Source organism: Chryseobacterium sp. UNC8MFCol (assembly GCF_000482305.1).
Classification (GTDB): Bacteria; Bacteroidota; Bacteroidia; order Flavobacteriales; family Weeksellaceae; genus Chryseobacterium; species Chryseobacterium indologenes.
This window is the reverse complement of the sequence record NZ_KI535292.1, coordinates 261048-280303: the sequence shown is the minus strand read 5'-3', so window position 1 is coordinate 280303 and position 19256 is coordinate 261048. Positions and strand designations below refer to the sequence as shown.

Sequence of the window (19256 nt, the reverse complement as noted above, 5' to 3'; positions counted from 1 at the left end):
CTTATCCTCCTATTGTGGCCATAGACTGATGAACAGATGAATTGCCGGAATTCAGTTTCTCAGCTTCCCATCCGTCTTTTGGCTTTTTGTGTATATTGTTGATAATTATATTTTTAAGCTCCTCATCTGTTTTTCCTGAGCGGATTTCATCTTTTAAATTGATACCATCCCCTTCATACAGGCAGTTTCTGAGCAGTCCCGAAGGAGTAATCCTGATCCGGTTACAATCTCCGCAGAAGGAGCGGGTGTAGGCGGCAATGATCCCTATATTTCCTGAGAATCCGGGTATTTTATAATGATATGCCGTTGAGCTTTGCGGATCCTGTATTTTTTCGATTTCCGGGAAGCAACTTTTGATATGACTGTAAATTTGGGGATAATTCCACTTCAGAGATATTTCGGTATCATCACCATTGAAAGGCATTTCTTCAATAAAACGAACATCTACCGGAAGATCTTTCGTAAGCTCAGCCAGAGGAATAATATCTTCAGTATTCTGCCCTTCCATGACCACTGTATTAATTTTTACTTTAATATGGTGTTTTAATAAGCTATCCAGGGTCTTCATGACCTTATCATAGCTTTTTCGGCGGGTAATCCTGAAAAAACGTTCTTCATTCAGTGTATCAAGGCTGAGATTGACCGATTGTATCCCGAATTGTTTGAGTTGAGGGATATATTGCTCAGTAAGCAGTCCGTTGGTTGTTAAACTTAGGTCGGTAAGCCCTTCAAGTTGTGATATTTTTTCAATGAGGCTAATGCAGTTTTTGCGTACAAACGGTTCTCCACCGGTTATTCTGATCTTATCAACCCCAAGCATTGCGAAAACTGAGCATATTCTGAGCATTTCTTCATCGGTCATCAATTCGCTTTGTTTGATCCATGAAAGGCCGCTTTCCGGCATACAGTAGGTACAACGGAGGTTGCAGCGGTCAACGACAGCCAGTCTGAGATAATTAATATGTCTTCCGAATTTATCTGTTAACATAAGGACGGGAAATATGAACCCTATACAAATATACTTATTGTTTTGGCCATAACCCAAAAAACTCAGTACTGAATGATGGTTATGGATGGGATGGTTGTAAGTGACTGATAATGATCGGTTAATCTCTTTTTTTGTAGGTGTTGAATTCATTTTTAGATTATAATTCATGATATTTTGTGTTAAAAGATGATATTCATGTCACGGTTTCGGATATTCATAAGAGGGCGGGACTGTGTATATTTGCAGGCGCTAATTATTTACCGGATATTTCATAAATTGGTATAGAATATAAAGGGCTGTAGTCAAACATATATGATAATAGATAAAACACTGATCAATAAAACCTCAGTAGAAGAGGTATATAATAAAGGAATAGATGTTGTTTTTCAGGATGAGATCAATGCTGAATCACTCAACTTTTTTCCTGACAATTCGTTTACGATCATTTTAATTGATCACTGTGATCATGGGAAGTGTCATACAGGTTTGGGAAAATATGATCTGGAGGATCAGCAGTTATTTATTCATCTTCCCAAAAGAGATTATAAGTGGGATTTACCTCCCCATACAAAAGGAAGAAGGCTGATTATCAAAGACTCTGTATTGAAAACATTTTCTCCTACCCTTAAATTTACTTTTTCTTCCTACAGCAAGTATGAAATGATAAAGCCCGATAAGGAAACTTATTACAGATTTAGCCTGGAATTTAATGCAATCCGGAAAGAAATTCTTGCAGATAATGTTTTTCCGGAGCTTATCAATGCAAGAGTGCGCCTTTTGGCTCTCATTATTAATTTATGGGTAGAACATGCTTACGGGAATAAAGCGTTGAATACACCTGATAACCTTGCTTTTCGTTTTCATATGCTGGTTGACAAAAACTTTAAAACTCAGAAGAATGTAGCTTTTTATGCCAAGGAATTGTGCATTACGCCTAATTATCTTGGTGTGATCTGTAGAAAACAGCATGGCATATCGCCATTGGAATTTATTAAAGAAAGAATTATTCTGGAAGCTAAAAATTTACTCCACAGTTCTGACAAATCCATTAAAGAGATCGCTTTTGAATTGGGATTCCAGAATTTTTCCCATTTCTCTTATCTTTTTAGGGTAAAAACAGGCTGTACTCCAAAAGCCTATCGGAAAAAACTCGAAAATACTGCTAGAGAAGGGGAGTTTTAAATAAAAATTATCGTCCTGAATACGCTTACAGCATTTCCTGTAATTTGAATGATATCAGGCTTACTGTTTTTTATACTGACCTTAACATGGACTTTTCCAACACGGTTAATAGCCTCACCTTGCTCACCTGTAAATTCAAAAGTGTCACCGGATACTTCTATGATTTTATTGTGAATAAGATAACCTCCCAATGGCCCATTGGCATTACCTGTTACAGGATCTTCCGAAATTCCTATTGCCGGAGCAAACATTCTTCCACAGATGAATACGTCTTTATCATCAGAATCAAAAGTAAACACGAAATATCCGTTGCATCCAATTTCCTTACTGAGTTCTATTAAAGAAGCCATGTCCGGGTTAAGTTGGTTTAAAGTCTTTCTGCTTTTGATTCCGATCATAACTTTTGAATGCCCTGTAGAAGCAATTTGCATCGGGCATTTTTCATCCAGGTCATCTGTCGATATTCCCAGTGCCTGTGCAATATTTTGCGTAGTTGACAGGTCAAAAGCTGGGCCCAGAAGAAAACTTCCCTGGGTCATTGTGATTTGGTAATCATTATCCTTTTTGTCAATAGAGATAGGCAAAATGCCAACCTGAGTATTGATCCTGATCGTACAGGAATCCAATTGATCTTCTACCGCCTTTGCATAAAGGGCCCCAATAGTAGCATGCCCGCAGATAGGAACTTCTACAGTGGGAGTAAAATATCGCACGTGATAGTCGAAGTCATTTTCCGGAACATCAGGTGTAAAGATAAATGCCGTTTCCGAATTATTAAGTTCTCTGGCAATAAGCTGCATTTCTTCAGTGGTCAGATTTTCAGCATTTAATACTACTCCTGCAGGGTTTCCTTTGAATTTTTCTTTCGTAAAAGAATCAATCTGACAAACAATTACTTCCTTCATCATAGGGGATTAAGTTCAAAGTAAAGATAGAGATAAATACGGTACGAAATATCCTCTGCAAAGGAAAATATATACTTTAAGATATGAACTTCCGGAAAGAAAAATCAGTTTGCCGCATTTCTATTTCGTTTTTTGATGATGAAAACTGGGCTGCAGTAGCGTAGATAAACATTTGTTGTTCGTAATCATAAATAGCTTCATGCAGAGAAATAAACTTCCCATCAGTTAAATTGTCAGATAATGTCAAAGCGTCAACCAATCCGATATTGACTCCCTGGCCGGCAAACGGAGGCATCAGATGGGCTGCGTCTCCTATAAGGGTGATAGGCAAGGGGCGATTGTCTTTCCAGGGTGTATTCAAAGGTAATTTTCTTGTTGGTAAACTCCGGAATGATGATGTGGCCCGGAATAAGTCAAGATACAGGTGATGCCAATCGGAAAATTTTTCGCAAAGAAATTCACCTATGCTTTGAGTATCGTGGGCATTGAATCTGTAATCCCCGGAATTTTTAAAAATGATACCATAAGTGAGTGCACCGTTATTGTCAGGATTAATGACGATCAGGTTACCCTGATAAGCGGTCATCAGCCGGTTACCATTGCATACTTTATAAAATTCCGGACAATCTTTTTCTGGCTCGGGAATATCGCCCTGGATGATAAGGGTTCCGGTATCTTCCACCTGAGTGTCCGTCACGTACTTTCTTATTCCCGACATTCCTCCATTGGCGATGATGATAAGATCTGCGGCAGACTGTGTCCCATTTTCAAAAGACATTATCCATTTTTTGTCATGAACTTCGAGATCAGTACATTTCCGGTCCCAGACAACGGTGTTTTCAGATAAACTGTCCAGAAGCATTTTTCTTAAGGTATTTCTGTTGATTTCAGGATTGTCAAATTGATTTTCGGGAGTGATTTTTTTGGTAAATAAAATGTTAAGGTGTTGGTCGGTAATGGTTGCTCCCATGGGAACTGCCATTTGATAGTAGGTTTCAAGCAGTCCGGCTTGCAGTAAAGCTTTCTGTCCCGAATCTTTATGAAGGTCCAATGTTCCCCCGAAAATTCTCGCGTATTGGTCTTTATCTCTTTCGTAAACGAGAACGTCAGCATTTTGCTGTTGAAGTAATCTGGCCATGGTAAGCCCAACCGGACCTCCTCCGATTATAGCAACTTTTTTATCTTTTAATATCATAGTTGTAGGTTGTTACATGTTGATACAAAATTCTGTGATATTTTAGAAATAAAATAACTATATTGGATATAAAAATAGCTGTAAAAGACTTTATGGAAAAAGATGACCACACCGTTCCGGTAGTTTTAAAAGAGTTTGCCGGTTTATTGGGAACGAAAATAAAACACAGGACATTGGAAATCCCTGCGAAGTTCGGCAATGGTTACTGCTCAGGATTTATTTTTAACAGACACATTCAGATGCTGATCAGTAATTATGAGCTGAAGACGGATATTAGTATTGAAAACAAAGATTTTGATCCAGTCCGTAAGATGTTGTTTTTTAAGTTTCAGAATATATTACGCGGTACTGAAAGACTACAGGAGGGAAATTATAGATCAGAACTGCCTTCCGTTTTAATAGGCACCAGCCGGATCAATACCGATGAGGTTATTTCAATTCACAGCAATACGGAAACGATCACTATAGAGATTGATGCAGAATATTTGAGTGGTTTGTTTCCTACCTCAGAGCAGTCACCGGTATTGCAAAGCCTTTTGAGAAATACCCAGCCGTTCCTTTTTGAACAATTGATTTATCCTGCACTGCAACATGTGGTAGAGGATATTATTTCAGATGAAACAGAAGAACCTTTCAAACTGTTTTTATTAAGGGTAAAAGCTGAAGAATTGATTTGCAGGTTGTTGATTGAATTGGAAAAACGGGATGAAAAAAAGGTTTATCCATTAAACACGAAGGATATTGAAACTTTGTATAAAGTCAAGGAGAAAATACTTCAACGTCTTGAAGTTCCTCCTGTGATCAGTGATCTGGCATTTGAGTCAGGAATGAGCCCCACAAAGCTGAAACGTTTGTTCAGACAGATTTTTGGCAATAGTATTTTCAGTTATTACCAGGAATTCAGAATGAAGGAAGCTGCCTTTCTGCTGAGGGATAAAAAATATTCTGTTTCAGAGGTAGGATATAGGTTGGGATTTACCAATTTAAGCCACTTTTCAAAGGTCTTTAACGAACACACGGGAATGAAACCTAAACAATACTCAATGATCCAATAAATGAATGTTCTTGATTGGCCACGAATGCACGAATTTTTATTATTTGTTTTTCCGACGTTAATCCACAATCATTTTATTCGTGCATTAGTGGCAATTAAAAAAGAATATTCAGATGATTCTATAAAATATCAGTCCCACTTGTTATTGGTGGAAACAGCATATTTTCCGGCCCCTGTAAAGAAAAAACTTAAGCTTATAAGCATATAGATGACCAAAAGCTCCAGAGCCCAGCCTCCAAAATCGTTAAGTTTAAACAGGTTACCGGTCTGGGCCAGAATGGTTGCCGTAAAACAGTTGGCAGCAAAAATCAACCCTGCAAAACGGGTTCTGAAGCCTATGATAAGCATGACCGGAGCTATAATTTCACCGGCGAAAACTCCATAAGCAAAGAATGAAGGAAGACCGTGCATCGTCATCATATTTTCAATAAAGCCAACTCCGTGGATCAATTTATTAATTCCATAAACCGACATGGGAAACCCAATCGCTATTCTGCTTATCAGCATTCCTAAATCAATGTTTTTTTTCATTTCTATTTATTTAAAAGTTGTATTTTACAAATACCCCGATATTTTCAAGGGTCTTTTTTCCATTATTAAACTGGTCAAAATTGGAAGCAAGTCCATACATCATTTTATCTTGCTTGATTCCCAACCGTACAAATTGCAAACCTCTCGGGTAGCCGCTATGATCAAGATTTCCTATTGCGAGAACACTGAAGTATCCCTGAAGATTGTCTTTCAGATACGGGGTGTACTCAAATGAAACCGATTGCTCAAGAGAAAATCCTTTTTGGTAGGTGGTTCCTACGGAGTAAGAAAAAGAGTAGGTGGAATGTGTAATTTTATATTGTAGATAAGCGCTAAAGAATGCTCCCGGGTTTTTCATTCCGAAGGCAGCATTGACAATAAACCTCTTGCTAAGATTATAGGCAAGTGTATTTCTTATAAAAAATATATTCTCCTTATCTTTTGTATATTCAGTGTCGAATAAAGTAAGATTGTTCAATTTCAACCGGTCATTCAATTGATAATTGATATGATGCAAATAGGTATAGGAACGGTGTCCCACAACAATATCGGGGGTATAAGAAATTTTTTGTGCAGACAATCCGGATGAGACTGCTGCAAGTGCTGTTATAGCGATGAATTTAGCCTTCATATTTCACTCATTTAAATCTGTGAGCAAAATTATCCAGGCCGGAACGGAATAAACTTAAGATATCTTAAGAAACGTCTGACAGGTGTTTTTTTCTTAAATAACTGAGGTATTCTACCGTAATTCCAAGATAAGAAGCAATCATATATTGTGGAAAGCGTTGTTCAATATTACGATAAGTACTTACAAAAGTTCTGTATTTTGTATAAGCATCAACCCTGGAATGCTCAAAAGTCCTTTCCTGTAAGGTAACATAAGCGTTTTGCATTTTCAGCCTCCAGAATTCGGAGATAGTAGGAACTTCTTTATACAACAATTCAAGATTGTTTTTACTGATTTGTATGATCGTAGTATCTTCATTGGATCTGATAAACATTCTGGAAGGCAATTCGCTGAGATAGCTGTACAAATCATTGACCCACCAGTTTTCTATGCCAAGCTGTGTAATGTTTTCTTTGCCCTTCTCATCTGTATGATATGCAAACAAACTTCCTTGAGCAATGAAACGCATGTGTCTGGACACTTGCCCTTCCCGAAGTAAAAAATCCTTCTTTTTAAGCTGTACTATTTCTAATTTGGAGGTGATAAAATCAATATCAGATTCATGTACATTGACTATTTCTCTGATATGCGTTATGAGCTGTAAAATGATTGTATCCGTATCCATAATGAAAATCTTAAATTCTACTGATGTACCGCAATACACCGTAAATAATGAAGAGACAAATTTAGACAAATATTATGGCTTGAAACCGACTGGTTTTGTAAAAAATATATATGGTTTTAATAAAAAGTAAACAGATCAAACAGAAATTTTAATTTGTATTTTTGTGATAATCAAAGTGAAAATTATGGCATTAATAAATGATTTAGGTAAAATAATTGCTTTCTTGTTTTTGCTGCTAAGTGTTTTTATGATAACAGCAAAGACCAAAAGAAAATTACCCAATTATTTATTTGCTTCCTTTTTGCTGATCTCTTTAGTAGATCTTTCCGGGTTTTTTCTGAACACCCCTGATCATAAAGTTGTTAAAGCATTCAAGATTTCCAGTATTCTTTTGCAGATGCCTCTGTACTATTTGTATGTTAATGCAGCATGTTATTATAATTTTACACTCAAAAAATATCATATTTTACATGGTATACCATTTTTATTTTTTTTCTGTATCTTCAGTATTACAGGTGTTTCAGACCAAAGTGAACAGGCATTTGATATCATTTCTATTGTTCAGTATTACAGTTATATTATTGCTGTTTTTCTTACATTGAAAAGCTTTAAAAAATTATATCAGGAAAATTATTCCAGCGATTATCACCTTACTTATAGATGGCTTTTGCAAACCACCATTCTTTTTCTGATTGGAAATTTTTTTGTGTTGCTGAGGAGGTTTGTGAAGACCAACGATCCTGTTTTCATATACTTATATACATTTTCATCACTGTTTGTTTTATTTGTAATCTGTTGGTTTGTAATGACAGCCCTTTATCGTCCAAATTTGCTGGCAGGGATCAATAAGGATTTAGTTCCTCTGAAGGCAGAACGTGAGCCTGGAGAAAAAACTGAAGAGCTTCATATTCTGATAAGCTTTATGCAATCCGAAAAACCATATCTCGATGATAAGCTTACCTTGCAAAAACTAGCGGAACAAATTAAATTGCCGGAAAAACAACTTTCATCACTGATTAACCAGCAAACAGGGAAACATTTTTTTGACTTTATCAATGAGTTTAGAATTAATGATGCAAAATCCCTTCTGAAAAGTCAACCTCAGTTGACTGTACTGGAAATACTTTATGAAGTCGGTTTCAACTCAAAATCTTCCTTTTATACAGCATTTAAAAAAGAAACAGGACTTACCCCTACAGATTACAGAAAATCAGGGATTTAACCCGTGTCCGATTTTAAGTCGGACTGATTTTTCTTAGTGAAAAAAGTTCGACTTCATGGAGTCGGATGTTTAAAATATTTTAAAGTTCCAGATTTGCTTCATTATTAAAAATTAAAGAATGAAAGCAATATTTAAACTTACACTTGTCTTTTTTTACACTCTGAATTCTATGATCTGTTCAGGGCAAAATGAAAAGAAAAATCAGATCCAGAAGGCTGATTCTATTATTAACAATTATATTCAGACAGACGCTCCTGGAATGGCCATCGGAATTATAAGGGATGGAAAAATTATATATAAAAAAACGTATGGGCTTGCCAACCTCGAGGATAAGACGCCGGTAACGGATTCCACAGCATTTAATATCGCTTCTGTCTCAAAGCAGTTTACTGCATTTGTGGCAATGAAAGCGGAGCAGGAAGGCAGATTGTCGTTCAGCGATGACATAAGGATTTATCTGCCTGAGTTGAAACACTTACCGTATTCAATCACAATACGTCAACTGGCCAATCATACGCATGGACTTCCTGATTTTACGGGGATTAAACAATTACAGGGATTCCGGGACGAATTTAGAGTAACCAACACGGAAGCGGTAAAGACGGTTCTGGCTATTAAGAGCATAAACTTTAAGCCCGGAGATGAATATAAATATAACAACACCGGTTTCATGTTGCTGGCAGAAATCCTTCATCGGATTTATAAAAAGGATTTTAGTGAGATTCTTAAAGAATATATTTTCGAACCGTTGAAAATGCATCATACATACGTCATCGGTGATTCTGAGAAAATTATTCCAAATAAAGCAGAATCTTACAAAGAAAAGGGAAGTGTTTTTTCTAAATATCCCCTTGGACAGATGGAAAATGGATCTTCCAATATTTATACAACTCTTGACGATTTTTGTAAATGGGCCGTCAACTTTCAAAAGCCAGTCATCGGCAACCGCGAAACCTATAATAAAATGCAACAAAACACTCTGCTGAATACAGGTGAAAAAGTAGAGTATGGGTTGGGACTGCAAACCGGCACATATAAGGGACTGGATATTGTATTTCACGGTGGAGGAACAGCAGGTTACAGATCTTATATATTGCATATTCCTGCCTATCATTTGTCAATTGTACTTGCAGGAAACAGGAGTGTATTCCACGGTTTCTCCATTGCGTATCAATTGGTAGATGTATTTCTCGGTAATCAGGAAGTTTCATCTCCTTTACCTCAAAAAAGAATTTATTCTTCAGCAGAATTGAAAAAATTTGAAGGAACCTATGAATTAAATCCCGGTAATTATCTCAATGTGCTAACAGACGGAAAAAATCTATTCCTCCGTGAAGATAAAACACCTTTTACCGACATAGGTGACAAGCAGTTTGGAATTCCGGCTATTGCAACCAGCCGTATTACCTTTCATCCCGAATCGATGATCCTGAAGATCGGAGATTTTACATTCAACTGCAAAAAAGTAATGCTGAAACAATTAGATGAAAGTAAAATCAATCTCAATGCTTATGAAGGGTTTTACAGAAATGAAGAATTCAATACGATCTATCAATTGGTGGTTGAAAACAATAAATTAATAGCCAAACATCCTATCAATCCGGACGTCCGGTTATATTTTTCAAGCTTAAAAAAGTTGTATTCCTACAAGTCATTTTTTGGCCAACTCGATTTTACTTATGATAAAAATAATAAGATCACCGGATTCTTACTGTCCGGAGGAAGTATTTATCATATTAAATTTAAAAGAATAAGTCAATGATATAGGTTGTCAGCATCAAAATATACTGTTACTTTTTTAATAAATGAGGTTATCTTAAGCTAAGATAACCTTCCTTTTTACGACATTTTCAATCCATTTAATATTTTTTTAACGTTTATAACGGATTGCATGTCCTTCTGTATCAGTAAGAAATGTTTGTTTTTTAGAATTGGAATGCTATTTGTAATGCAATACTGAAATTTGATGCTTGCAATTCAATAATCGTAAAACACAGATAAATGATTTGAAATTTTAAAAATACTTACCGATAAAAAAAATACTAAAACATGTTCCCCCTTCCCGCTCAATTAAAGAAAATATATCATTCAGTTTATAATGTTTTCATACTTCATGTATGTCTTTTCTGTACAGTAATGTATGGGCAGAAACCCTTCTCTCCCAGTAAGTTTGACAGTTTATTGCTAAAAAAAACAGAATCACTTCGTATTCAGGGAGAGTATGAAAACCTGGTGAGGCTTAATAAAGATTATTTGAATATCGCTGAAGAAAAAAATTACAGAGAGGGGATTATCCTTTGCTATATTAATATTTCCAATATCTCTGCAACTATCGGGAACTACAAAAGGGGATTGTCGTACCTGTCCATGGCAGAGAAAGAAATGAAAACGTTAAGTAATCCTGTGTTAAAGGCCAGGCTTTATCAGGAACATGCCCAATTGAATGGTGTCATTGGTTTGTATAAAAGTGCTTTGGAATTTAACGCTAAAGGCTTGTATTATCTGAAAAGTGTTACAGACAGTGATATAAAAAAATACTATTTGTATAGGCTGTATGCCAACAGGGCAGACTTTCTCTACAAAGCCAATAAAGTTGATTCAGCCTATATATATTTACAAAAGGGGAAAAGGCTAGACAGTCAGGGAGTTCTGCTGAATACATTATTAGCCAAGCACCATTTATTATATACCAAAAGACTGGATTCCACCCTGATCTACCTTCAGAAATCATCTGATAGAATCATTAATACCGGAAAAGTAAATGCTCAAAGCGGGTTTGTGTATCTTACCTATGGAGATTACTATTACGAAAAGAAAGATTATCAGACTGCTTTAACCTATTACAGTAAGGCATTGGATAATTATAATAAAACAAACAGATTATACAATATCCCACGCGCTTACGAAGCTATAGCCAATACCTATAAAATGCTGAACGAGCCGGAAAAAGAAGCAGCGGCCAGACAACTGTATAGAGAAGAAAAGGCAGATCTGGAAAATGTTCAGAACGAAGCCATTAATATCTCAGTCGATCACATGCTCAGTGATAAAGAAGAAGAATCGCATGGCTTTACAAAGAAACTTTATCTTTATATCTGCATTATTATTGTTTTATGTATCATCATTTTTATCCTTTTGTACAGGCACAACAGATCATTGAGACAACGGAAAAATCAACTTAAAAGTGAAGCACTTTCCCTGAAAAGTAAAATCAATGATTCGTTTGATGAGCTGGTGAGCTTGGCAAAAAAGAATGACTCTACCTTTTTGACAAGATTTCAGGAAATTTATCCTGATTTTTGCCCGAAACTCCTTGAAATTAATCCGAAATTAGGGGCATCAGAGCTTGCATTTTGTGCGATGATCAAACTTAATTTTACTTCAAAAGAAATTGCAGAATATACTTTTATTCAGCATAAATCTGTACAGCAAAAAAAGCATCGTTTAAGAAAAAAGCTTGATGTTCCGAGTGATCAGGAATTGTTTATTTTCTTTGATTCATTATAGGATAATGTGAAGTAGTTACACTTTTTTACAGATGAAGTATCAAATGTGGTAGGTATGTAGTAGGGGATAATGTTGGTATTGGTCATAAATTTTTGAAATTTGCAAAATTACAACAAAGGAGCAGCTCTATACATTTAAAAAAAATGATTGTGAGATACATAATGATTACCTTTCCTGTACAAGAAAAAATGTTATATTTATCATAAGGATTGCAATCGTGAAAAATGAAAGATAGCGCACCATAAATCTATAATCCAGCAAGGATAGAGTGAGCTTTTTCAATGAAATAAAAATTTATTAATACATTAAAAAAATATGAAAAACGCAAAGTTATTAGTTACGGCAATGGCCATTGTATTGTTCTCATCAGGTGCTTCAGCTCAGCTTACACCAAAAGGTGGAGATTCTGATAAACATGGATGTAAAGGTTCGGCAGGTTATACATTCTCAGTGATCAAAAATGATTGTGTACGTCTTTTCGAACAAAGTGTACAACTTAAAGAAGTAGATAATAGGAAATCATATACCTCTAATGCTACTATAATATTCAGTGAAGATGGACAAAAGGCAGAATTGTTTCTGCCGGAATCCAATGGAAGTCTTATCCTTGATAAGCTAGCTTCGAAAAAAGCAACTGTATACAAGAAAGGAAAATATACATTGACAAAAGTTAAAAAAGCTTATACTCTTAAACTGGCCAATAAAACAGTTTTTAAAAGCTAGGAACATAATAAGCAAAGCAAAATTTATAAGTTTCAGAACATTGTTTTGATTTCATATAATAAGAAAGGGTTGTCTCGGGTAGACAGCCCTTATTTTTTTTGACGGATGCCCAAAATAGGGTTCATTCTATTTTGCCTGACGTACAAATGGAATTTTTATATAAGCTCTTTAACAGAAGCCATTATGGAATTTATAAAGTAAAAGAAAACCACAACCTATCTGCTAAGTTGTGGTTTTCTGCAATAACTAAGAACTATTTAACTACGATTCAGTTTTTAGGTAACCATATTGTACCGCGGGCTCTTTTCCGAATAAACACGAAAATATATTTTGAAACTCGTGAATATACCTGCACTTTATAGCGTTACCATATATCTTCAGACCTTCCAGAATTTTTCTTGAACTGAGATCTATATCGTATTTTATGAATGATTCCGGTCTTTCATATCGTATTCTTTGATCTGAACTGTAGATTCGTGAAAAACCGAGTTTTTCAAGCCATTCTTCAGTTATTTTAATTGGTTTGATCATATCTGCCGGAACAGAGATACGATGAATATCATTTTCAATTTTAACAAAATAAGCCTGCTCTATACTCTGAAAGATTTCAGTGATCGTATAAATCTGATTTTTGTACTCGACTAAGTTTTTGATTTTAAGATCTGCTACGTCCATGATATTTTGATTTTTAGTGATGATAGTATTCTTGTTATTAAGCAAATAGTATGCCTTGCATCGTAGTCTATGACGGTGTTTTAGTGAAGATTAGGTTAATTTTATAATAGAAAACATTAACGTTATGTTAAAACTCAGTAACGATCACCTTTTGGTGAGATTTCACTGTAATTTTCATGTGGTATCTGTGTGGTATCAGGAAACTCTTTTTTGTTGTAAACCGGTATTGGCCGTTGCCAGTACAAGGGCAATAGCGACAGAACATACAAGCACAGCAATGAAGACATTCCAGGAGTAAGCATGCAAAAGATATCCTGTGCCACTTCCCAGAATACTGGATCCAAAGTAATAAAAAAGCCAGTAAATAGATGTTGCGGAAGATTTTCCCCGCTTGGCATAGAGAGCCGTCATCTGGCTGGCCATAGTGTGAGCTGCAAAAAATGAAAGCGTAAACAATCCCAGTCCAAAAATGAGAATGTAAATATTTTCAGACAACAGGAGCATGGCTCCTGCAAGCATGAAGAGAATAGAACCTTTGAGGATGGTATTCATAGGAAATCTCTTAGAAAGTTTCCCTACTATCATAGTTCCAAAGACCCCGAATATATACATCAGGAATATAAATGCAATGATAAAGTGGCTTAAAGAAAATGGTTTTTCCTCTAATCTGAAAGTCAGATAATTATAAACACTTACAAATACACCCATTAGTAAAGCTGCAATGAGATACAGACGAAGCATATACGGATTGGTCAGGAAAAACTTCATCTGCTTTACCTTGAGATGGTAATCGGTTTTCTGGGGATTGAAGAATTTTGAGTCGGGAAACAGTTTCCAGAAGATAAGGCCCAGAATCAGGCTTTCTATTCCGATCAGTAAAACTGCATTGCGCCATCCGAATTCTCCCGCTAAAAGGGTAGCCAGTATTCTTCCGCTCATTCCTCCGATGGTATTTCCGCTCAGGTACATGCTGATGGCAGACCCAATTACTGCGGCATGTACTTCTTCAGTAAGGTAAGCTAATGCAACTGCAGAAACTCCTGATACCACGAATCCTTTAAAAATCCCAATAGCAATCAACAGGCTTAAACTTGGAACCCATGTAGAAATAATAGTAAGTAAGGCTGACGAAATCAATGAAAAAGTCATCAGGGTCTTTCTGGAATAACTATCTGCCCTGAAAGCAAAAAACAATAGTCCTGAAGCCATACCAATGGTGGAGGAGGATACCAGCAAAGAAGTGTCTCCCACTGATACTTTAAAGTAATCAGCAGCCATAGGTAACATCGGCTGGAAGAGATAAAGCTGGGCAAATACAGAAAGTCCTGAAAAGAAAATACAAAGTTTTATATTTCGGAAACGGCGGCTTCCCTGATCAGCTTTTTCAGGTACATTCATAATTTTTTTCAATGATCTTGCTGGGTTAATAGAATCTTATTTTCTGTAAATTTCCTGATTATTTTCTGAATCTAAAAATCATTATTTCAATAGCTCTCATAGGTTTTGATAATGGTAAGTGTCAATATCAGTGCATCATTTCGTATACTTTGATGAGTTCTGCAATATTACCGACATCAAGTTTCTGAAAGATCCTTTTTTTGTAAGTACTTACGGTTGACATCTGGATGTTGAGTTTATTAGCTATCTCAAGGTTTCCGTAGCCATCTGCCAGAAGTTTGAAAATCTCATACTCCCTCGAAGATAATTTTTCCGCAGGGTTGTCTCTTTTATTCTGAATGATAAGCCCGATCAGTTCTGCCGGATAAAAATATCCTTTTTCAATCACCGTCTTTACGGCATTTTTTATTTCCTCTTCACTGCTTTGTTTATTGAGATAACCTTCAGCACCTTCCCGGATATATTGTATGGCGACATCCTTATCATAGCCAGAGAAGACAAGGATTTTTAGCCCTTTTTGGATGTTTTTAAGCTCAGAAATCATCTTTTTATACCGAGTCCCGGGCATATCAATATCTAAAATAAGAAGACCATACTGATGTGTCCCCAACATCTTTTTTACCTGGTCATAGTTTTCGGCAAAATCTATTGATAATTTCGGGTATGCTGATTCCAGAACCAGGGCTGTTCCTGCCCGTACTACGTAATGATCATCTGCTATTAATATTCTTTCGTTCATAGAAATTAGTTTGTATTGAGGGTTAGATCTACAATTGTTCCTGTAGGATGATGATGCCTGAAATTGATTTCAGCTTTTATTTTTTTAACAAGGTGAATGACCATATGCAATCCCAATCCTTTTCCTTTAAAGCTTGGAGTCTCCAGTTTAGGATTTTTAAAAAGATTAAGATACATCGCAATCTGTTCTGCAGACATTCCTGCTCCCGTATCTGTGATAGTTATTACCGGTTTATCTTTACTTTCTGCAATACTGAGGGTTATGATGCCGTCAAACGTATTTTTTACCGCATTATCAAGCAGGTTATGAATAATGGCGGTCAGAATACTTTCATTGACATTGGAATACACATCTTCCTGAGCGGCGTTGATGATTTTGGTACCCCTTTCTTTAGCAATTTCACAGAACAATTTCTTTTTGGTTTCAAGGATTTTGTTAATACTATACTCCTGGTCCTCAAAAATATTTTTAGCCTTGTAAAGCTCTGTGTACTCTTTTAAATTCAATGTAAATTGATACAGTTGTTCGGAAGACTTGTAGATACTGTCAAAATATTTTTTCTGAAGCTCCACATCATCTGATTCATAAAGTTTTTGAGAAAGCATCGCAATAAATCTGATGGGCGTTGTGATATCATGACTGATCGTTTCTACCAGTTTTTTCTGGTATTCGGTTTCTTTCTGCAAATCACTTTTTACCACTTCAAGATTAAGGGACGTTTCCTTAAGCTCCGAGTTTTTGTTATGAACTATTTGCTTTAAAGCTTTATTTCGTATCCTTAAAAAATTGGTTGTCAACTGAACGATGATAATAATGATCACTAAAATAATCACAGAAACAGATACCCGGAACAACAATGTCTGGTAGAAGAAAGGCTGAATTTTAAACCGGATGAACTTTTCTTCAAATGTTCCGTCCGGAGAGACCAACATTCTTACGCTGAGAACATAATCTCCCGGTGAAAGGTTGCTTATCGTGTATTTCAATTCTTTCCCTGCAGGGATCTGTTCCCATTCCGTACTTTCCTGACCGGATATTTTGGTGGCTATATACAGATTTTCCAGATTCGAGAAATAAGGAATATCAATATAGATTTCAGCTGTCTTATAATCATTTTGTAAATCAAGAACCTGATGGAAGTACTGAGTCTCGGAATTTCCGATCTTTACCCTTTCGATATAGATTTGTTTTTTGTCCGGATAATAGGTTTTAATCTGGGCAGGATTGAAAAATACAAAGCCGTCCATAGAGGGAAATACAAACTCTCCGTTTTCCAGAGCATAAGCGTTAGGTTGCGAACTTCCATTAAACTCATTGGTCAGAAAGCCGTCTTTTTTGGTGAAGCGATAATAGAAAACAGATTTGTTTTTGTCTTCTACGTATTGAAGAAGCTGTTGTTTGGGTACTTTAAACAAACCGTTGTTGGAAGATATCCAGTAAGCTCCGTGCTGATCTTCAAGGATAAAATGGGCAGATTGCAGGTAATTGTTCCTGTCATTTGGCATCTTAATGAGCTTTTTATCCTTGAAGAGATAAAAACCGTTCATATTTGTCATTACCCACGTCAGATTATCCTTTGTTCTGATGATGCTTTTAACATGAATGTTTTTTAAAACAGGCGTAATGCTATTGGTGTCCAACATAACAGAATAGAGACCATCACTGGTACCCACCAGGATTTGCTGATCTGAATATTGGGAAAAAGTATTCACAAAACTTTTAAAATGATACCTATAATCAGGTTTAGAAAAAAGGCTTTTCCTAAAGATCTGCAATTGGCTGCTTGAAAAATCTGAAAATATGGCACCGTACAAATTGCCGCTTTTTATAAATGCTTCAAATCCCTTTTGTATAAAGGTAGAGTCTTTCTTTTTAAACCCCGAGTTCTTATAAAACCTGATGACACTGTTTCTTTTCCGGATCAGAATGTCACCTGAATGGTCATACAGCATCAGATAATTGTCATTATTTCCAAAAGGATGTCGGGATACAATACCATTTTTCCCAAATTCTGTTCCATCTTCAGCAATGACAGTATTTTTACTGAATGGGAGAGAAGCATAGTACACATTATTTGAAAAATCAGCTTCTTTTTTGGCTACATAAAAATCAGAAAGCTGAAGCACGTTCAGGCCATTGTTCAACGTTCCCAGATAAAGCTTATTGAAATCTTCATCATAAAACATAGAGCAATATGAATGGCTGCCTATTTCGTTGTATTTCACGAGAAACTTTAGCGAAGGTCGATTGTCTTTATTTTCAACGATATAAATATTATTGTGGTTGATGACAAACGTCTGATCTGTGATTTGTTGCCAGTAGATCCTTGTATCTCGGTCATTAAAAAGGCTGGGTTGCTCCGAAACAGCTATTTTTCCTTTATCAATAGTGTAGGTCTTTCCTGCTTTCAGGTCATTGAGATAAAGAATGTCATTGAAAACAAAAATATTGTTCAGGTCTTTATTCGAAAAAGGAATAGAAATTTTTGTTTCATCACCTCTTTCATTCCTGTAAACGATTGCATTTTTTTCACTAAAGCAATACGTAGAATTTGTAAGTCGTATAAAATATTGGATGTCATTGTAAAAATTTGACGTGATAATGTTGTTGGCAATTCTATGCACAAAATCCTTTCCTTGAGAAAAAGCCATTTTATCACCCGTATAGAGTTTTGAGAGCTTGGGAAGCCTGTTTTTAATGATAATTTTATTTTCCTGAAAATTATTAAGCACAGTAATGCTATCCAGAAGCGGATTGCCAATGAATTCTCCAAAATGCAGATTATTTACTTTAAAATTATTAAAAGTAACAAATGAAACGCCGTCATACCGCACCAATCCGTTTTCCGTAGAAATCCAGATAAAACCGTATTTATCCTTTACAATAGCCTTGGCACTGCTTTGCGGAAGTCCGTTGTCTATATTGTACCAGGTAGAAGTATGGCGCTGTCCGTAAATGTTTATATATAAGAAAGCAAAAAACAATGCCCAAACTCTCATATGTGCATAACTGATCTATGTTCTCTGCGTTAACGCAAAAAACGGTTAATAATAGTTTTTGTACAAGCCGAAGTTTTTTTAATGGGTAGGAATGATTGAAATAATTTGTGATTAAGTTTTCTTGGCCATTGTGTCTTATATTTTTTACGGTGTAAAAATAGTGAAATTATAAACATAAACAGACATGTCTCAAACTGTTTTTATGATAAAATTTATCTGTGTGTGTTGATAGTGAATGAGATAAAATGCTCTTTACTATATAATTATTTCTAATAATAGTGAAATTATGATGAGAAAATCATGTACAGGCTTTCCGGTATTTTTTTCATTTGTTTTTTGTAGTAAAAATTTGACAAAAAGATGAGGTTTATTCTACCTGAAACCTTTGATAACGCTGATTAGTATTTATATTTTTGCAAAACAGTTTCCATCACAATGAAAATATACTTTTTAACTTTAAAGAGCTGATTCTAAGAACACAAAAGATTTTACCTCAGAAATAAAAGATCTCTTACATGAGATCTTTTTTCCTTTTACAATCATCCGGCTTTAAAAAATGCTTATGAAGTGATATTGTGCATAATGGCCTCAATTTTGTTGATAAAATGCAAACACAATATATGAAAAAAGAGAATTTTGCCTACCTTATGGGGATGAGCCGCCATGAAATTAAAAAAGAACTGGGAGACGGCTTCAATTTTTTTACACACGATACCTGGACTTATCAGGTTGGAAAAACGTGGATCGGGAGAAAAATCATTTTATCAATTGACTTTAAAAACGGAAAAGTAGTAGCTGTAGATCTGTATAAGACCTTTAGCCGGAGCTGATCATTTTTATTCA

The 19256-nt window shown here is 35.7% G+C and carries 17 protein-coding genes; 7 read left to right on the top strand and 10 right to left on the bottom strand.

Features of this window, described 5'->3' with window-relative positions:
• Position 1: 1 nt before the first annotated feature.
• The gene (gene moaA / locus M030_RS0121585; protein WP_027375313.1) at positions 2-988 is read right to left on the bottom strand and encodes a GTP 3',8-cyclase MoaA; all 987 of its coding nucleotides are present in this window, start codon (positions 986-988) and stop codon (positions 2-4) included.
• 312 nt (positions 989-1300) lie between these two features.
• On the opposite strand from moaA, the gene M030_RS24690 reads away from it, so the two are divergent.
• Positions 1301-2170: a helix-turn-helix domain-containing protein gene (locus M030_RS24690; RefSeq protein WP_051585207.1), complete on the top strand. Its 870-nt coding sequence runs from the start codon at positions 1301-1303 to the stop codon at positions 2168-2170.
• On the opposite strand, the gene M030_RS0121575 is transcribed toward M030_RS24690, so the two are convergent.
• Together M030_RS0121575 and M030_RS0121570 are read right to left on the bottom strand one after the other, a co-directional pair.
• Positions 2167-3078, bottom strand: coding sequence for a PhzF family isomerase (locus M030_RS0121575; protein ID WP_027375312.1), 912 nt, complete (start codon positions 3076-3078; stop codon positions 2167-2169). The genes M030_RS24690 and M030_RS0121575 overlap by 4 nt on opposite strands.
• Positions 3079-3151: 73 nt before the next feature.
• Positions 3152-4270 carry an FAD-dependent oxidoreductase gene (locus M030_RS0121570; protein WP_027375311.1) on the bottom strand — a complete coding sequence of 373 codons (1119 nt, stop codon included), beginning with the start codon at positions 4268-4270 and terminating at the stop codon, positions 3152-3154.
• A gap of 62 nt (positions 4271-4332) precedes the next feature.
• Here M030_RS0121570 and M030_RS0121565 point away from each other — a divergent pair, with 62 nt between their 5' ends.
• Entirely contained in the window at positions 4333-5325 is a 993-nt protein-coding gene (locus M030_RS0121565; RefSeq protein ID WP_228375327.1) for a helix-turn-helix transcriptional regulator, read from the top strand.
• 128 nt (positions 5326-5453) lie between these two features.
• Here the strand turns inward: M030_RS0121565 and M030_RS0121560 are convergent, their stop codons facing one another.
• From M030_RS0121560 to M030_RS0121550, 3 genes are all read right to left on the bottom strand, one after another.
• Complete coding sequence (locus M030_RS0121560; RefSeq protein WP_027375309.1) at positions 5454-5855, bottom strand: DoxX family protein; 402 nt, start codon at positions 5853-5855, stop codon at positions 5454-5456.
• Between the two features lie 10 nt (positions 5856-5865).
• Entirely contained in the window at positions 5866-6486 is a 621-nt protein-coding gene (locus M030_RS0121555) for a hypothetical protein (RefSeq protein WP_027375308.1), read from the bottom strand.
• 64 nt (positions 6487-6550) lie between these two features.
• Complete coding sequence (locus M030_RS0121550; protein ID WP_027375307.1) at positions 6551-7150, bottom strand: Crp/Fnr family transcriptional regulator; 600 nt, start codon at positions 7148-7150, stop codon at positions 6551-6553.
• A gap of 184 nt (positions 7151-7334) precedes the next feature.
• Here M030_RS0121550 and M030_RS0121545 point away from each other — a divergent pair, with 184 nt between their 5' ends.
• The 4 genes from M030_RS0121545 to M030_RS0121530 all read left to right on the top strand — a co-directional run bounded on the left by M030_RS0121545 (position 7335) and on the right by M030_RS0121530 (position 12602).
• Positions 7335-8372 carry a helix-turn-helix domain-containing protein gene (locus tag M030_RS0121545; protein WP_034722939.1) on the top strand — a complete coding sequence of 346 codons (1038 nt, stop codon included), beginning with the start codon at positions 7335-7337 and terminating at the stop codon, positions 8370-8372.
• Between the two features lie 118 nt (positions 8373-8490).
• Positions 8491-10134, top strand: a complete 1644-nt coding sequence (locus M030_RS0121540; protein WP_027375305.1) for a serine hydrolase domain-containing protein — start codon at positions 8491-8493, stop codon at positions 10132-10134.
• A 287-nt stretch (positions 10135-10421) separates the two neighbouring features.
• Positions 10422-11879 carry a hypothetical protein gene (locus tag M030_RS25825; protein ID WP_027375304.1) on the top strand — a complete coding sequence of 486 codons (1458 nt, stop codon included), beginning with the start codon at positions 10422-10424 and terminating at the stop codon, positions 11877-11879.
• A gap of 315 nt (positions 11880-12194) precedes the next feature.
• Complete coding sequence (locus tag M030_RS0121530; protein ID WP_027375303.1) at positions 12195-12602, top strand: hypothetical protein; 408 nt, start codon at positions 12195-12197, stop codon at positions 12600-12602.
• Between the two features lie 261 nt (positions 12603-12863).
• Here the strand turns inward: M030_RS0121530 and M030_RS0121525 are convergent, their stop codons facing one another.
• The 4 genes from M030_RS0121525 to M030_RS0121510 all read right to left on the bottom strand — a co-directional run bounded on the left by M030_RS0121525 (position 12864) and on the right by M030_RS0121510 (position 18413).
• Positions 12864-13277: a hypothetical protein gene (locus tag M030_RS0121525; protein ID WP_027375302.1), complete on the bottom strand. Its 414-nt coding sequence runs from the start codon at positions 13275-13277 to the stop codon at positions 12864-12866.
• Between the two features lie 195 nt (positions 13278-13472).
• Positions 13473-14675: an MFS transporter gene (locus M030_RS24685; RefSeq protein ID WP_034722959.1), complete on the bottom strand. Its 1203-nt coding sequence runs from the start codon at positions 14673-14675 to the stop codon at positions 13473-13475.
• A 127-nt stretch (positions 14676-14802) separates the two neighbouring features.
• Complete coding sequence (locus M030_RS0121515) at positions 14803-15414, bottom strand: response regulator transcription factor (protein ID WP_027375301.1); 612 nt, start codon at positions 15412-15414, stop codon at positions 14803-14805.
• Between the two features lie 5 nt (positions 15415-15419).
• Positions 15420-18413: a sensor histidine kinase gene (locus M030_RS0121510; RefSeq protein ID WP_027375300.1), complete on the bottom strand. Its 2994-nt coding sequence runs from the start codon at positions 18411-18413 to the stop codon at positions 15420-15422.
• Positions 18414-19033: 620 nt separating this feature from the next.
• Here M030_RS0121510 and M030_RS0121505 point away from each other — a divergent pair.
• A complete protein-coding gene (locus tag M030_RS0121505) occupies positions 19034-19243 on the top strand; it encodes a hypothetical protein (protein WP_027375299.1) in 210 nt (69 codons plus the stop codon).
• The last annotated feature ends 13 nt before the right edge of the window (positions 19244-19256 follow it).

Bases quoted from the DNA above. Each gene is read 5' to 3' on its own strand.
- moaA (WP_027375313.1), bottom strand. From the start codon at position 988: ATGTTAACAGATAAATTCGGAAGACATATTAATTATCTCAGACTGGCT.
- M030_RS24690 (WP_051585207.1), top strand. From the start codon at position 1,301: ATGATAATAGATAAAACACTGATCAATAAAACCTCAGTAGAAGAGGTA.
- M030_RS0121575 (WP_027375312.1), bottom strand. From the start codon at position 3,078: ATGATGAAGGAAGTAATTGTTTGTCAGATTGATTCTTTTACGAAAGAA.
- M030_RS0121570 (WP_027375311.1), bottom strand. From the start codon at position 4,270: ATGATATTAAAAGATAAAAAAGTTGCTATAATCGGAGGAGGTCCGGTT.
- M030_RS0121560 (WP_027375309.1), bottom strand. From the start codon at position 5,855: ATGAAAAAAAACATTGATTTAGGAATGCTGATAAGCAGAATAGCGATT.
- M030_RS0121555 (WP_027375308.1), bottom strand. From the start codon at position 6,486: ATGAAGGCTAAATTCATCGCTATAACAGCACTTGCAGCAGTCTCATCC.
- M030_RS0121550 (WP_027375307.1), bottom strand. From the start codon at position 7,150: ATGGATACGGATACAATCATTTTACAGCTCATAACGCATATCAGAGAA.
- M030_RS0121545 (WP_034722939.1), top strand. From the start codon at position 7,335: ATGGCATTAATAAATGATTTAGGTAAAATAATTGCTTTCTTGTTTTTG.
- M030_RS0121540 (WP_027375305.1), top strand. From the start codon at position 8,491: ATGAAAGCAATATTTAAACTTACACTTGTCTTTTTTTACACTCTGAAT.
- M030_RS25825 (WP_027375304.1), top strand. From the start codon at position 10,422: ATGTTCCCCCTTCCCGCTCAATTAAAGAAAATATATCATTCAGTTTAT.
- M030_RS0121530 (WP_027375303.1), top strand. From the start codon at position 12,195: ATGAAAAACGCAAAGTTATTAGTTACGGCAATGGCCATTGTATTGTTC.
- M030_RS0121525 (WP_027375302.1), bottom strand. From the start codon at position 13,277: ATGGACGTAGCAGATCTTAAAATCAAAAACTTAGTCGAGTACAAAAAT.
- M030_RS24685 (WP_034722959.1), bottom strand. From the start codon at position 14,675: ATGAATGTACCTGAAAAAGCTGATCAGGGAAGCCGCCGTTTCCGAAAT.
- M030_RS0121515 (WP_027375301.1), bottom strand. From the start codon at position 15,414: ATGAACGAAAGAATATTAATAGCAGATGATCATTACGTAGTACGGGCA.
- M030_RS0121510 (WP_027375300.1), bottom strand. From the start codon at position 18,413: ATGAGAGTTTGGGCATTGTTTTTTGCTTTCTTATATATAAACATTTAC.
- M030_RS0121505 (WP_027375299.1), top strand. From the start codon at position 19,034: ATGAAAAAAGAGAATTTTGCCTACCTTATGGGGATGAGCCGCCATGAA.